Source organism: Paraburkholderia sp. EB58, from assembly GCF_050436665.1.
Taxonomy (GTDB): domain Bacteria; phylum Pseudomonadota; class Gammaproteobacteria; order Burkholderiales; family Burkholderiaceae; genus Paraburkholderia.
Genome location: NZ_JBNDMQ010000024.1, coordinates 29330 through 42992, shown reverse-complemented (window position 1 = coordinate 42992; position 13663 = coordinate 29330). Strand labels below are relative to the sequence as shown.

Annotated in this window: 12 protein-coding genes; 7 read left to right on the top strand and 5 right to left on the bottom strand. The window is 60.0% G+C overall.

What is annotated here, in order from left to right; genetic code table 11:
* Positions 1-93 precede the first annotated feature (93 nt).
* The gene (locus P3T40_RS29235) at positions 94-1854 is read left to right on the top strand and encodes an ABC transporter substrate-binding protein (RefSeq protein WP_429271188.1); all 1761 of its coding nucleotides are present in this window, start codon (positions 94-96) and stop codon (positions 1852-1854) included.
* 28 nt (positions 1855-1882) lie between these two features.
* On the opposite strand, the gene catC is transcribed toward P3T40_RS29235, so the two are convergent.
* From catC to P3T40_RS29220, 3 genes are all read right to left on the bottom strand, one after another.
* Complete coding sequence (gene catC / locus P3T40_RS29230) at positions 1883-2173, bottom strand: muconolactone Delta-isomerase (protein ID WP_429271187.1); 291 nt, start codon at positions 2171-2173, stop codon at positions 1883-1885.
* Positions 2174-2260: 87 nt separating this feature from the next.
* The gene (gene catA, locus P3T40_RS29225) at positions 2261-3169 is read right to left on the bottom strand and encodes a catechol 1,2-dioxygenase (RefSeq protein WP_429271186.1); all 909 of its coding nucleotides are present in this window, start codon (positions 3167-3169) and stop codon (positions 2261-2263) included.
* Positions 3170-3216: 47 nt separating this feature from the next.
* A complete protein-coding gene (locus P3T40_RS29220; RefSeq protein WP_429271185.1) occupies positions 3217-4374 on the bottom strand; it encodes a muconate/chloromuconate family cycloisomerase in 1158 nt (385 codons plus the stop codon).
* Between the two features lie 103 nt (positions 4375-4477).
* On the opposite strand from P3T40_RS29220, the gene P3T40_RS29215 reads away from it, so the two are divergent.
* From P3T40_RS29215 to P3T40_RS29190, 6 genes are all read left to right on the top strand, one after another.
* Positions 4478-5365 (top strand): LysR family transcriptional regulator, encoded by an 888-nt coding sequence (locus P3T40_RS29215; RefSeq protein WP_429271184.1) that lies wholly within the window; start codon positions 4478-4480, stop codon positions 5363-5365.
* Positions 5366-5528: 163 nt separating this feature from the next.
* Positions 5529-8270: an MGH1-like glycoside hydrolase domain-containing protein gene (locus tag P3T40_RS29210; RefSeq protein WP_429271183.1), complete on the top strand. Its 2742-nt coding sequence runs from the start codon at positions 5529-5531 to the stop codon at positions 8268-8270.
* Positions 8271-8455: 185 nt separating this feature from the next.
* A complete protein-coding gene (locus tag P3T40_RS29205; RefSeq protein WP_429271182.1) occupies positions 8456-8962 on the top strand; it encodes a universal stress protein in 507 nt (168 codons plus the stop codon).
* Between the two features lie 174 nt (positions 8963-9136).
* A complete protein-coding gene (locus P3T40_RS29200; RefSeq protein ID WP_429271181.1) occupies positions 9137-9481 on the top strand; it encodes an HdeA/HdeB family chaperone in 345 nt (114 codons plus the stop codon).
* Between the two features lie 238 nt (positions 9482-9719).
* Positions 9720-10643, top strand: a complete 924-nt coding sequence (locus P3T40_RS29195; RefSeq protein WP_429271180.1) for an esterase — start codon at positions 9720-9722, stop codon at positions 10641-10643.
* Positions 10644-10829: 186 nt separating this feature from the next.
* Positions 10830-11429, top strand: coding sequence for a helix-turn-helix transcriptional regulator (locus P3T40_RS29190; RefSeq protein WP_429271179.1), 600 nt, complete (start codon positions 10830-10832; stop codon positions 11427-11429).
* A gap of 16 nt (positions 11430-11445) precedes the next feature.
* Here the strand turns inward: P3T40_RS29190 and P3T40_RS29185 are convergent, their stop codons facing one another.
* On the bottom strand, positions 11446-12369 hold the full coding sequence (locus P3T40_RS29185) for a 2-dehydro-3-deoxygalactonokinase (protein WP_429271178.1): 924 nt from the start codon (positions 12367-12369) through the stop codon (positions 11446-11448).
* Positions 12370-12463: 94 nt separating this feature from the next.
* Positions 12464-13648, bottom strand: a complete 1185-nt coding sequence (locus tag P3T40_RS29180) for a mandelate racemase/muconate lactonizing enzyme family protein (RefSeq protein WP_429271177.1) — start codon at positions 13646-13648, stop codon at positions 12464-12466.
* Positions 13649-13663 lie beyond the last annotated feature (15 nt).

Genomic DNA, 13663 nt, shown 5'->3' with positions numbered 1-13663 from the left:
CGTCTGCAGACGCTTGCCGCGATGGGCGAACCAATCCCGCGCCAAGCCAGAAACCGCTAGCGAAGGCGTTGCGTCAGAACGAGGGGTTGATCGATGTGGACATCATGCAAGACAAAGGGGAAAATAAAAACGGATGAACTCCAAAAATTAATTTCCTCTTTTATGCGCCTCATCGACCAGTTCCACAAGATTCACGCTTTGCTGGAAAAACAGAACGCGCAACCCGGCTTGCTCGTCCTGGCAGAGGCGCTGAACTGCAGCGAGCGTAACGCGCGGCTCTTGCTGCGCAAGATGGAGGAGAAGGGTTGGCTACGCTGGGAGGCGACGCGCGGTCGCGGCCACTTCTCGCGCCTGACGCTGCTCGCCACGCCACAGCAGGTGTCGCTGGATCGTCTATCGGGGCTGCTCGCCGAGGGTGAACTGGAGCAGGCATTTGCCAGCCTTGACGGCGACCAACGCAAACTGCTGGCGGCCCGGCTTCCGGACTTCGTGCAGGTGCCACAGGCCGACGGATCGCGCGACCGGCTTCGGATACCGCTAAAGCGTGCTGTGATGGGCCTTGACCCGCTCGAGATTCTCTTTGCTCTGGAAGCGCATCTGGTTAGCCAGATCTTCGCGCGGCTGGTGGAGTTCGACCGGACCACCCGGCAGTTGGTCCCTGCCCTGGCTCACTATTGGGAATCCGAGGACGACGGGAAAGTCTGGCACTTCTGGCTGCGACCGGGTCTTACTTTCCACGATGGCAGTGAGCTGGAACCGCAAGACGTGCAGCAGACAATACTGCGGTTGCGCGACAAGCCCAGTCCCAATCAATACCTGTATACGCATCTGGAATCGGTTGAGGTGGGTGGCTGCCGAAGAGTGACATGTCGCCTGAAGACCACGGACTATCTGTGGCCGAATTACCTCGCAGCCGTGGAGGCGTCGATCATCCCGAGAAACCGGAGCAGCGATTTTTCGCTCATGCCGGTCGGGAGCGGCCCCTTCAAACTGACGCGTCGTAGCGAATACCGGCTGACCCTGTCGGCATTCGAGGACTACTACCGCGAACGCGCCCTGCTCGACGAAATCGACCTATGGGTCATCGCCGCAGCCGAGGAAACGTCGGAATTCGACCTGCACTTCGGCTACTGCTGCGAACCCTCTGCGACACAGAACACGATTGCGCAGATTCTGGCGGGTTGCACGCATATCATATGCAACACTAACCGTCCTTTGTTCGCGAAGGCTTCGCAACGATTGGCGTTAGCGGACTGGCTTGCGCCAACCGTGTTAATCACGAAGGGTGATGCGTCGCGGCGGCCTGCATCGGGGTTATTGTCAACGTGGGAGCATCGTGTTGCCGCTCCCCGCGTTCGTCGGCCACCTATTCCGAAGGGAACGACGTTGACGATGGTGGCGATATTGAGCCCCGAGCATACGGCGATCGCCCATTTGGTCAAACACAGGCTCGAGGCGGCGCAGATTCAGGTCACGCTCGAGGTCATGCCGTACGAAGAATATCTTCGCTTCGACTGGCCAGACTCGGCCGACCTCGTTGTGGGTGCTGGCGCCATGGATCCGGACGAAGATATGGGCTGCTATGCATTTTTTGCGTCGGATACCATGATCCGTCGATGGATGCCTGCAAATCGCCTCCTGCGCATCGACGCGAAGCTGCAGGCGATCCGCGCAACCGCCGACGCCCAGACACGCATGAAAGAATATGCGGAGCTCGGTAAGCAGTTGGTCGAGGAAGGCTGGATGATCCCGATCTCGCATGAGATTCGCCACGTTCGTGTCGAAGCGCACGTGGGCGGGGTGAAGGATCTGTCGTTCGGGCATGTGCCGTTTGCCGACCTCTGGCTGCGATAGTGACGATCCGCTTGTTGAGTCTGAACCCTCAACGATCCCCGTCCCGAACCGACGATGCATGGCGGCATAGCGCCCGCACTTCGAGTTGCATATACGGGAACAGCGGCAACTGGCTCAGCACGTCGTGCAAGTGCGACGGGCTTTCGACGTCGAATATGCTGATATTCGCGTAGTGGCCCGCGATACGCCACAGATGCCGCCATACCCCTTCTTCCTGCAGTTTCTGCGACATCGCTTTCTCATCCGCCTTCAGCCGCGCGGCGCGCTCAGCGTCCATGTCCAGCGGCAGATTGACGGTCATCTCTACGTGAAACAGCATCGTTTGCTCCTTGTTAAGCTTAAAGCCCCGGCTGCGCGGCAAAGCGCGCAGCGAGGCCGATAACAACCAACGGTATGAGTGGGCGCCTTAAGCCTCGGCGCGCAACCGTTCGACTTCGGCGCCCGGCAAGTTGTCGCGCTCCTTGAACAGCGTGAAGTCGAAATCGATCAGCGCGAAATTGCCTTCCACGCCATAGGGCTTGCCCTCTGCACCCTCGGCCTGCTTGACGGCCGGCACGAGGCCATCACGCGTGGCGAACGCGAAGTCGTCCCACAGATACGGGTCACCGTCGATATTGATCTGCGTGGTCAGCTTGCGAAAACCCGGCGCTGAGATGAAGAAGTGGATATGCGCCGGACGATGTCCATGACGGCCAAGCTGATCGAGCAGCAGTTGTGTCTGACCTTGCGGCGGTACGCTGTAGCCGACCGGCACCACGCTGCGGAAACTGTAATTGCCGCTGGCATCTGTGCGAATCGAGCGGCGCAGATTGAAGGCCGGCTGCGATTTATCGAAGTACGAATAGTTGCCGAGATGGTTCGCGTGCCACACTTCGACCAGCGCATTCGCCAGCGGCTTGCCGTCTTCGCCGAGCACCCGCCCGCGCATCACCAGCGTCTGGCCGGGATCGGTGCCGTCGTCGAGTCGAGCGTGGCCGGCGGATTCCGGCGCGCCGGCCACATACAGCGGCCCTTCGATCGTGCGCGGCGTACCGCCTTCGATACCGGCTTTCGCCTCCGCCTCGTCGAGACGCAGATCGAGGAAATGCTCGAAGGCGAGGCCTGCGGCCAGCAGGCCCAATTCGCCGCTCTTGCCGGCGTCGCCGAGATAGTTCAGCGCGGTCCAGAATTCGTCAGGCTGCACGTCCAGGTCTTCGATCGTGTAGAACAGATCGCGCACGATTCGGTTGACGATCTCCTTGGTGCGCGGATTGCCTTCACTGATGGCACTGTCGTTGATTTTCTGCAACAGCGTGTCGATGGCTTGCTTGTTCATGGGGTATCTCCTTCATGCAATATTGTGGATAACTAATGGGTGAACCGTTAGCTCACGGCAATGCTTGCGCCTTTGTGCGAATCTCTCCGCAGACGCTCGATCTTGTTCCAGTCCAGCGTGATGCCCAGACCCGGACCTTGTGGAAGTTGCAACGAAAAATTCTCGTAGCGCAGCGGTTCGGTGAGAATCTCTTCGGTGAGCAACAACGGTCCGAACAGCTCCGTGCCCCACTTCAACTCATCGAACGTGCTGAAGAGTTGCGCCGAAGCGATCGTGCCCACGGCGCCTTCGAGCATCGTGCCGCCGTACAGGTCGATGTTCGCCGCCGCGGCGATCGCCGCCACCTGCGCGGCTCCGGAAAGACCACCCGACTGGGCGATCTTCACCGCGAACACGTCGGCCGCACGCTCGCTGGCGACGGCAAAGGCATCGGCCGGTCCGTGCAGTGCTTCGTCAGCCATGATCGGGACCAGAGCCAGGTCCGTCAGGCGTTTCAAGCCTGCCCGATTCTCCGCTGCAATCGGTTGCTCGATCAGCGCAATGCCTGCGTCAGCAAATCGCCGGGCGGCCCAGATCGCTTCCGATTCGCTCCACGCCTGATTCACATCGACACGCACTTCGCCGCGTCCTTCGAGCGCCCTCTGTATGGCAACGACGTGCGCGACATCATCGGCTACGGCACGCGAGCCGATCTTCAGCTTGAACACGCGATGACGCTTCGCTTCAAATACGCGCTCAGCTTCATCGATATCGCGCTGCGTGTCGCCGCTCGCGAGCGTCCACGCAACGTCCACGGCATCACGTACACGTCCGCCGAACAGCTCGGATAACGGTACGCCGAGCCGTTGCGCCTGGGCGTCGAACAAGGCGGTTTCAACAGCGGATTTGGCGAAACGGTTGCCCTGAAACAGCGCCCGCAGCTTCGCCATGGCGGCGCCCGGACGGGTCGCATCCATACCCGCAAGCAATGGAGCGAAGTAGGTATCGATGTTGACCTTGATACTTTCCGGGCTTTCCTCGCCGTACGCCAGACCGCCAATGGTGGTGCCCTCGCCCACGCCAACCACGCCGTCGCCGCAGCGGATGCGCACCAGCACGAGCGTCTGGCAGTTCATGGTGGCGACCGAGAGGCGATGCGGGCGAATCGTCGGTACGTCGACGAGAATCGTCTCCACGCGCTCGATCTTCACGGGTGTTGCTATCATTCGTTGCGCTCCTGAACTGCTTTGCTGAGGCCTCCATATTAGGAACAAAGCCGCGACGCAGTCCAACACCCATTCAGACTACTTTCATACCTTAGAGGTATGCATGGAACTTCGCCAACTCCGCTACTTCATTGCCGTTGCGGAAGAAATGAACATCACGCGCGCCGCCGATCGCCTGCACATGACCCAGCCGCCGCTCAGCCGGCAGATCCAGCAGATCGAGGAAAGCGTGGGTCTCGCCCTGTTCCAGCGCGGCTCGCGGCCGTTACGGCTGACTGAAGCGGGCCGCATCTTCTATACGCAGGCCAAGCGCCTGATCGGCGAAGCCGACGAACTCGCACCGCTCACACGGCGCCTCGCGCAACTGGCCGAGCGGATTGTGATCGGCTTTGTGCCGTCGACGCTGTATGGCGCGTTGCCCGCCGTGATACGCGCGTTCCGCGAAGCGGCGCCGCAGATCGAACTGTCGCTCATCGAAATGTTCACCATCGAACAACTGGCGGCGCTCAAAGGCGGCCGCATTGACGTGGGCTTCGGGCGCCTGCGTTTTGATGACGCGCAACTGGCACGCGAAGTCCTCGTCGAAGAACGGATGATTGCCGCACTGCCGCAAGATCATCCGCTCGCGCGGCAAAAAAAGCCGCTGACGCTTGCCGCGCTCGCGCAGGAAACCTTGATCGTTTACCCGAGCACGCCGCGGCCGAGTTACGCAGACCAGCAACTCTCAGCGATGCATGACCACGCACTCGAGCCGAAGGCGATTCATGAAGTGCGGGAATTGCAGACCGCGTTGGGGCTGGTCGCGGCGCAGGTCGGGGTATGTCTTGTGCCGGAGAGCGTGGAGGGTTTGCGGGCGCATGGGGTGGTGTACCGACCGATTCCGGCGGCCCATGTGGTGTCGCCGATCATCATGAGCAGGCGGCTGCAGGACGAGTCGCCGGCTACGACGTTGATGTGCTCGCTGGCGCGGCAGTTGTTTCGGGGTGAGTGAGGTCGCTGCTGCGGCGCCTATAATGGTTATCCGGATGTTCGTCCAGGCCCCATTGCTGCGCAGCGCGAAGCAGGTATTGCCGACGCGCCCGGCTTCGACGAGCCACGAGTGCTATCTCAGCCATTGACCATGCTGGACAGTCGATTTCGGGTCGGGAGGTTCCATGCGGCCGCAACGCGCAATCAATCTGCTCCAATCGAAGGAAGGAGCCCGCCTTCACGGTCCACAACTCGACCGATGGCGCCGCTGGGGGCCCTATCTGAGCGAGCGTCAATGGGGTACCGTCCGTGAGGACTACAGCGAATACGGCACGGCGTGGGACTACTTCCCGCACGATCACGCGCGCAGCCGCATGTACCGTTGGGGTGAAGACGGGATCGCCGGATTCGGCAACGACCCGCTCGACTGGTGCGTGTCGCTCGCGCTCTGGAACGGGCATGATCCGGTCATCAAGGAGCGGCTCTTTGGACTGACGAATGAGCAAGGCAATCACGGCGAGGACGTAAAGGAGCTGTACTTCTATCTCGACGGCACGCCGACTCATTCGTACATGAAGATGCTGTACAAGTATCCTCATGACGCGTACCCCTACCAGAAGCTGATCGAGGAAAACGGGCGGCGCGGCGCTGATCAGCCGGAATATGAAATCCTCGATACCGGCGTGTTCGACAACAACCGCTATTTCGATATCGTTGTCGAGTATGCGAAGCACACGCCCGACGATATCGTGATGCGCGTTACCGTCGAAAACCGCGCAGATCAGCCAGCCGCACTTCATGTCTTGCCGCAATTCTGGGCGCGCAACAGATGGGCGTGGTCGGGCAAGCCGGGCAAACCGTCGCTGACGCTGGAGCCCAGTACCAAGGAAGGCGCCCGCATCGTCGCTCGCAATCCCGCGCTCGAAACAATGATTGTGACGGCGTCGGCGCAACGGCCGATTGAATGGCTTTTCTGCGAAAACGAAACGAATGGGCCCCGCATTTTCGGCCTCGAAGGAACGGGACCTTTCAAGGACGGCTTCAACGATTACCTCATTGATGGTGACGAGCAGGCAATCCGCCGCGACAAGGGCACCCGTGCCGCTGCGCATGTGCATTTGCAGTTCGCTCCCCATGAGAGCTCGGTGCTCTATCTGCGCTGGCGTCCCGCAACGGCTCCGGATGCCGTGCCGGTTGATGTGGAAGAACTGTTCGCGCGCCGTCAAGCGGAGGCTGACGAGTTCTATTCAGTACTCCAACACGACATCGACGATGCGGATGCGCGTCTCGTACAGCGTCAGGCGCTCGCCGGAATGCTGTGGTCGAAGCAGTATTACCAGTTCGACGTGACGCGCTGGCATGACGGCGACCCCGGTCAACCGAATCCGCCGAAGGCACGCAGGCACGGCCGCAACGCGGACTGGCGGCACATGTGCAACGGCGACATCGTGTCGATGCCGGACAAGTGGGAGTACCCCTGGTACGCGTCATGGGACCTCGCTTTTCATGCAGTCGCGTTCGCGGCAATCGACCCCGACTTCGCGAAGAAACAATTGCTGCTACTCGTTAAGGATCGCTACATGCATCCCAACGGGCAATTACCCGCCTACGAGTGGGCCTTCAGCGATGCGAATCCACCGGTTCACGCCTGGGCCACATGGCGTGTGTACGAACTCGACCGCGAGGTGACAGGCGTTGGGGATCCCGAGTTTCTGGAGATGATGTTTCACAAGCTGCTGCTCAATTTCTCGTGGTGGGTCAACCGCAAGGATGCCGATGACCGCAACATTTTTCAGGGCGGCTTTCTTGGGCTCGACAACGTCGGCATCTTCGACCGGTCTTCACCGCTACCCACTGGCGGCCGTATCGATCAGGCCGATGGCACTGCGTGGATGGCCTCGTACGCACTCGATCTGATGCAGATCGGTCTCGAACTGGCGATGAGAAATGACGCGTACGTGGAAATCGCCGTCAAGTTCTTTGAGCATTTTCTCTATATCGCAGAGGCGATCAGTTGCGGCGATAGCTGCGGTACAGGGTTATGGGACGAACACGACGAGTTCTTCTACGACTTGCTGCACCTTCCGGATGGTAGCCACGTGCCGATGCGCATACGTTCGATCGTCGGACTGATTCCGCTGTTCGCCGTACACGTGCTCGAGGACCGCGTGTACGGTCATCTACCCGGATTGCGCGAACGGCTGGCGTGGTTTCTCGATCACCGGCCAAATCTGGCCAAGCTGGTGTCGCGCTGGACCGAGCCCGGCAAGGGCAACACCACCCTGCTCTCGCTGTTGCGCGGCTACCGGATGACCGCGCTGTTGCGGCGTGCGCTCGACGAAGATGAATTTCTGTCTGAGTACGGCGTGCGGGCACTGTCCCGCGTGCATCGTGACGCGCCCTACGTTTTCGATCATGGCGGCGCAAGCTTCTGTATCAAGTACTTGCCTGGCGAATCGGATACACGTGTGTTCGGCGGCAATTCGAACTGGCGTGGCCCGGTCTGGATGCCGGTCAATTACCTGCTGATCGAATCGCTGTATGAGTTTCATCGTTACTACGGCGACGAGTTTCGCATCGAGTATCCAACGGGTTCGGGCAACCATTTGTCGCTGAGCGAGATTGCCGATAGGCTTGCGCACCGCATCACTTCGCTCTTTCTCAAAGACGCAAAAGGCGTGCGGCCCGTGATGGCAGCCTATCCCACGCTGCAAGCAGACCCGCGCTCACAGGATCTCATGCTCTTTCATGAGTACTTTCACGGCGACGATGGCCGCGGCGTTGGCGCATCACATCAGACCGGCTGGAGCGGACTCGTCGCGCTGCTGCTCCAGCCGCGCATGATGAAGCTGTCGCATGTGGAAGCGGAGACGGCGTCCGTGGCCGCGCCAATCGCTGAGGATAACGCAGCAGTCGCGGGGCGGTAGAGTCGACCACCTGCTGGGTCGACGGTCCGCAAGGGCGTGAAAGCGGGCCCTTGCCTCGCCGCGCCATGTCTGCATGGACGCGCTAATTTTCCTCTCATTCTGCCTCGACAAGATACGGCCATGGAACACGAACGGCACAAGCCAGCCGAAGTGTTCCACTGTCCCACTTCATAGAGGCACCCAGAATGTTCACAAAGATTCTAGTTGCGGTTAGTGCAAGCTCGATCGATACAGTATTGGCATCGGCTATCGAAACTGCGCGAAAGTACGATGCACAAATTCTTGCGCTGCACGCGGTCGATCCTACGCCATACTTGACGGGGCCGATCGACTACGACTTCGGACTGATCTTCGATGCGATGGAAGCCCATGGACGCGAAATCGTCACGCGAATGGCGGAGGTGCTGGACAACCATTCGTCTCTCGCCGAAACCCGCATGATCACGTTGCCGATGTCGGGCGTCTCGGTCGGCCGGGCGATCGCCTCTGTCGCCGACACGTCGGCTGCCGACCTGATCATTCTCGGCGAGCGGAATTCGAGCTGGTTGAACTGGCGGAACGAAGACGTTGCTTCGGAGGTACGGCGCTATACGAACGTGCCGATTCAGACCGTTTCCAGCAGAGTCATCGCCAACATGACGCGTCGTGACGTTACACGCTGGACCAGGGCACCCGCTACTGACGCCAGATAAGCCCGGGGCACAAGTGGACGTTTCGTTCCAGAGCAATCTTCCCCAGTTAACTCGTAGCTAATTCTGAGTCTCTACGATGCGCAGTGTACCGGCTGAATGTGCATTGCCGGCTGTTCGGCTCTAGAGCCATCACCTTGCGAGAAATTCAGACTTTCTCGCCTCATGGAGTGTTGTATGAAATCCGGAAAATTTATGAAACCCGCCGCCGTCCTGGCCGTTTTGGTCTGTTTGGCCGCCGCTCAAACAGCTAGCGCGCAGGAGAAGAACGTGAGTCCGGCGAAAATGACTTGCGCCGATTATGTTGCAGTCGACGAGGCGTATCAACCGGCGCTGGTTTACTGGGTTGCCGGTGTCGATAAGCTCGGCGTCAAGGAAACGGACAGGGTGGTGATCGATACGGCTCATCCGGTGGGAGAAATCGTAGCAGAAGCCTGTACCAAAGATCCGCACGCCCCGTTCGCGTCGAAAGTCAGATCCATGATCAAGACGAAGCAACTTTCGCTCTTCGCCCATTCGTGATGATTCTTGCGGCGACCGCACTCGAAGAAATCCGCGCTGGCACGCTGGTCGCCGCGATCGCCATCACCGGGCCGGCGGCAGCGCTTCTTCATTTCATTTCCATCAGGAGGCCACAATGCGGAGCCATAACTGCGAACGGCGTTCACAAGGCGAGCTTCCAAGCAGTACCAACTCGGCTTCGGGCCTCCCTACGCCTCTCCAGGTGCGTGACATTGGCAGCTTTCACGTCGGAGGCCGAATGATCTCACTGACCGGCATGGCTCCGCGAGTCCGCGTCAGTACGGCCGGAGGCGCAGTTCATCCCATCGATCCCAATGGGGAGATGATCGTCGGCCAGATGTACGTTCAATACGTGAAGCTCGCACATCCACGCAGCGCGCATCCTCTGCTGCTATGGCATGGCGGAGGAATGAGTGGCGTGAACTGGGAAACGACGCCAGATGGTCGGCCCGGATGGCAAATGTTCTTTCTTCGAGCAGGCTTCGATGTGTTCGTCTCCGACGCGGTCGAGCGCGGCCGGGCGTCGTGGGCGCCTTATCCCGACGCCTACGCGGACGCACCCTATTTCCGCACGGCACGTGAAGCGTGGGAAGAGACGTTCCGTTTCGGTCCGCCCGCTTCCTGGAATGTCGATCCTGAACAGCGGCATTCTCACGAGGGGCTTCGCTTCCCCGTCGCTCGCATGGAAGCGTTCATGAACCAGTTTGTGCCGCGCTGGGGCGGCAACGACAAGCTCACCCAACATGCGTACGATGCGCTCATAGCCCGGCTAGACAGCAGCATCGTGCTGACACACAGTCAAGGTGGCAATTTCGGACTCAACGCCCCGCTGCACGCGCCCGGTCGTATCAAGGCCGTCATCTCGCTCGAGCCGTCCGGCGCACCCAACCCTGAACATTGTGACCCGCGAGTTTTGCGCGGCATACCGCATCTGTTCCTCTGGGGCGACTATCTGGACCAACACCCTTTCTGGGTCAATTCTGTGCCCAAGGTACGGCGTTGGTATGAAGCGCTGACCGCTGCCGGTGTCGACGCGCAATGGATTGATTTGCCGGCACGCGGAATCATCGGCAACAGCCACGCACTGATGGCCGACAATAACAGCGATTCAATCGCCGAAATCGTGCTTGACTGGATGCGCGACAGGAAACTCGTCGGCTGATCCATTGAAGAATATCCCGAAGCCATGATGAACGACTCGCGCCATCTTCTTAGTGCCGGACTGTTTGCCGAAAGTCTTCGGACAGCCGGTTCAGGCCGATTCGCGAGCGCTTTGCTTGCGGCGCTGAATACGGCTATCGCAGTGGACCACTGCACTGTTGTCCGCGTATGCTGCGGGCGCGCATCCATGGTCGGCACCGCGAGCCGACACTCGCAGGATCTTCCCGTCGCGCCGCTGGATGAATACGTCGCCGGCTACGGCCGCCTCGCCCCTCTCGTGCGTGAACTCGCTTCCTCAAGCGCACGGCAGCGAAACGGTGCGGATGCCCGTTCCGTTGTCGTCGACCCCGCCTCCCATGTCGAATGCGTCGACCGCTTCTTCGCGCGACCAGCGATCATTGACACGCTTTCGATCGCAATGCCCGGTAACGACACCATCTCATTCCTCAGCCTATATAGGACCGCGCGGATCGGGCCGTTCAAAAGCCACGACAAGATCCTGATTGCCTCCGTTGGCGAGTTCCTCGCCACACTCGCCGAGATGCATATTCGATTGTTGAGCGTGCCTGCACCCCCGCCGGAATTTCTGCACAAGTGGCACCACGCGCTTTCTGGACGGGAAAGATCGGTCGCGATGCTGCTGGGGCGTGGCGAGACTGTCAACGCGGTCGCCACCACCCTCGAACTCTCACCAACGACGGTTACGACATACAAAAAGCGCGCTTTCACCAAGCTCGGCATTACGCGTCAATCCGAGCTTGTCGCGCTCACCGTATTGCTTCGCTAGCGTCGTCGTTTGGGTCTCAGACCGACTCACACACCACGATGCCGGCCTCTCTCGCGACCCGCACGTGGCCCTGAACAGTGGCGCCGTCCCGCGCACGCACCGATTGCAAGCCGGCAAGCTGCAGAGCAACTTCATAACGACAGCACAAGTCGTCGTCCCCGATCAGGACGATGGGCCGTTCGTCATTCACGTTCTCCGCGGCGATGGCGCTCGCGACTTCCAGGCCGATCAGGATACCCGACAGGTAGTCAGGCAATGCGGCCGGATGCTCTTCACCCATCAGACCCGCCGTGCGCGCAGCAAAGAGCACGTGCGTGGCTTGCGACGGATGATTCAAACCAAGCGTTGCACCGCGCGCAAAGGCTTCGTTATCTCCGCCACCAAACTCCATCAGCCGGCCAAGAATACCGTGCTTGGTGAGCAAGCCGTACAACTCCCCCGTCATATAGGTGGCGAACCGGGTAATCCTCGATTGCTCGCCCACGAAGGCCCATTTGCTGTGCGTGCCGGGCAGCACGCACACGCTGTCGGCTTCCACATCGGCGCCCCAGATCTGCGTCTCTTCTCCACGCATTACGTCGTACATCGACGCTCCCGAGCCGCAGCGCAGTCCCGGAATGATGTGCATGTCGACTTTGCTCGATATTGATAGCGTCGTAAAGGCACGGGCCGCGGCGGCTGGCGTCGCAGGACAATCCAGGTAAGGCGCCTCCACCCAGCCTTGACGGCTGCCGATCATGCCGCTCGCCACGATTGGACAACCGAACTGATCGATCCAGTCGCTACAGATCGCATTCAGTGACGCCTCGAACTGCCTTTCCTTCACGGACATCACGCCGCCCGCCGCACTTCTCGCCTCAATGATTCCTCCCTCGGTCGACACGAGTGTGGCGCGCAAACTCGACGTTCCCCAGTCGAGACTGACAAATGACGGATTCATAATATGGGATCCTTATTAATATAATAAAAGAAAAATTTGGATGTATTTCCGGCGCAGCGCGAAACGACTCGCTCGCACTGCGCCAATTCTGCTTCTACACAGCGGGCTTCTTCCGAATGTGCTGCCACACTTTCTCGCTCGGCTCGATACCGAGACCTGGGCCGTCGGGTAGCTGGAATGCTCCATCGACGCAACGCATGGTCGTTTTCACGTATTGCAGGTTGCGATCGAAAACCGAATGCTGGTATTCATGCATCGGTGCATTGGGCAGCGCGGCGGTTGCATGCAGGCTCGCTGCCTGGAAAATACCGATACCGATGCTAGCGTGTGGAATCACTTTCATATGGAACGCATTGGCCATCCGCGCAATCTGCATGAACTGGCTGATGCCGATATGCCCCATTTCAGGCTGAATAATCGACATCGCGCGTTTTTCTAGCCGTGGGCGGTATTCGTAAACCGTGCGCCACTCCTCGCCTAGTGCGAGCGGCACACGGATCTGCGTACCGACCCTCGCCTGGCCTTCGATATCCTCCGGCTGACACGGCGCTTCGACGAAGTAGGGACGATAAGGCGTAAGCTGGTCGATGAGCTGGATCGCTTCCTGAGCCGTGAATTTCCAGTGCAAATCGACCATGAGTTGCACGCTCTCCCCGAGTCCTTCCCGGAGTGCGCGCATTTCGTCGACGATTCCGTCGAAGGACACCGCCGCGTGATACTTGAACGCAATGAATCCTTTGGCAACAAACGAGCGCGCCAGCGCCACACGCTCCTCGAGCGAGCGGCCCGGAAGACCCGAAACATAGGCCGGAATCGACGTCTGACGCTGCCCACCAATCAGCTTGACCACCGGCTGTCCGACCAGCTTTCCGAACAGATCCCAGATGGCGATGTCCACGCCAGCAATGGAATCGACGTAGAAGCCGCCAAAAAAGCCGCGCACCCGCATCATGTCGTACAGATCTTCCTGGATCACAACAGCGTCGCGCGGATCGCGTCCAATGACAGCCGGCCCGAGCACGTCGTCGATGATCGCTGTCACGGCCTCAGGCGCCACAATCCCGTAGGTCTCGCCCCAGCCCACCGTGCCGTCGTCCGCGGTCAGCTTGATGAGCACCGACATGTCAGTCGCCGGATAGATCGTTCTATTGCCCTTGCGGATCAAGTAGCCGCGGCTGTTGACCTGTTCGTCCTGGCCGAGGCCGCCCAGGTAAGGCACATCACGGGGGATCGAAACAATGAAGGTGTCGACCGACGCTATTCTGGGTGAGATAGTCATATCGAACGAGTCGTG

Excerpts from the sequence above, each read along its gene's own strand:
- P3T40_RS29210 (WP_429271183.1), top strand. The coding sequence starts at position 5,529 with ATGCGGCCGCAACGCGCAATCAATCTGCTCCAATCGAAGGAAGGAGCC.
- catA (WP_429271186.1), bottom strand. The coding sequence starts at position 3,169 with ATGAACAAGCAAGCCATCGACACGCTGTTGCAGAAAATCAACGACAGT.
- P3T40_RS29235 (WP_429271188.1), top strand. The coding sequence starts at position 94 with ATGTGGACATCATGCAAGACAAAGGGGAAAATAAAAACGGATGAACTC.
- catC (WP_429271187.1), bottom strand. The coding sequence starts at position 2,173 with ATGCTGTTTCACGTAGAGATGACCGTCAATCTGCCGCTGGACATGGAC.
- P3T40_RS29190 (WP_429271179.1), top strand. The coding sequence starts at position 10,830 with ATGGTCGGCACCGCGAGCCGACACTCGCAGGATCTTCCCGTCGCGCCG.
- P3T40_RS29205 (WP_429271182.1), top strand. The coding sequence starts at position 8,456 with ATGTTCACAAAGATTCTAGTTGCGGTTAGTGCAAGCTCGATCGATACA.
- P3T40_RS29200 (WP_429271181.1), top strand. The coding sequence starts at position 9,137 with ATGAAATCCGGAAAATTTATGAAACCCGCCGCCGTCCTGGCCGTTTTG.
- P3T40_RS29220 (WP_429271185.1), bottom strand. The coding sequence starts at position 4,374 with ATGATAGCAACACCCGTGAAGATCGAGCGCGTGGAGACGATTCTCGTC.
- P3T40_RS29215 (WP_429271184.1), top strand. The coding sequence starts at position 4,478 with ATGGAACTTCGCCAACTCCGCTACTTCATTGCCGTTGCGGAAGAAATG.
- P3T40_RS29185 (WP_429271178.1), bottom strand. The coding sequence starts at position 12,369 with ATGAATCCGTCATTTGTCAGTCTCGACTGGGGAACGTCGAGTTTGCGC.
- P3T40_RS29180 (WP_429271177.1), bottom strand. The coding sequence starts at position 13,648 with ATGACTATCTCACCCAGAATAGCGTCGGTCGACACCTTCATTGTTTCG.
- P3T40_RS29195 (WP_429271180.1), top strand. The coding sequence starts at position 9,720 with ATGATCTCACTGACCGGCATGGCTCCGCGAGTCCGCGTCAGTACGGCC.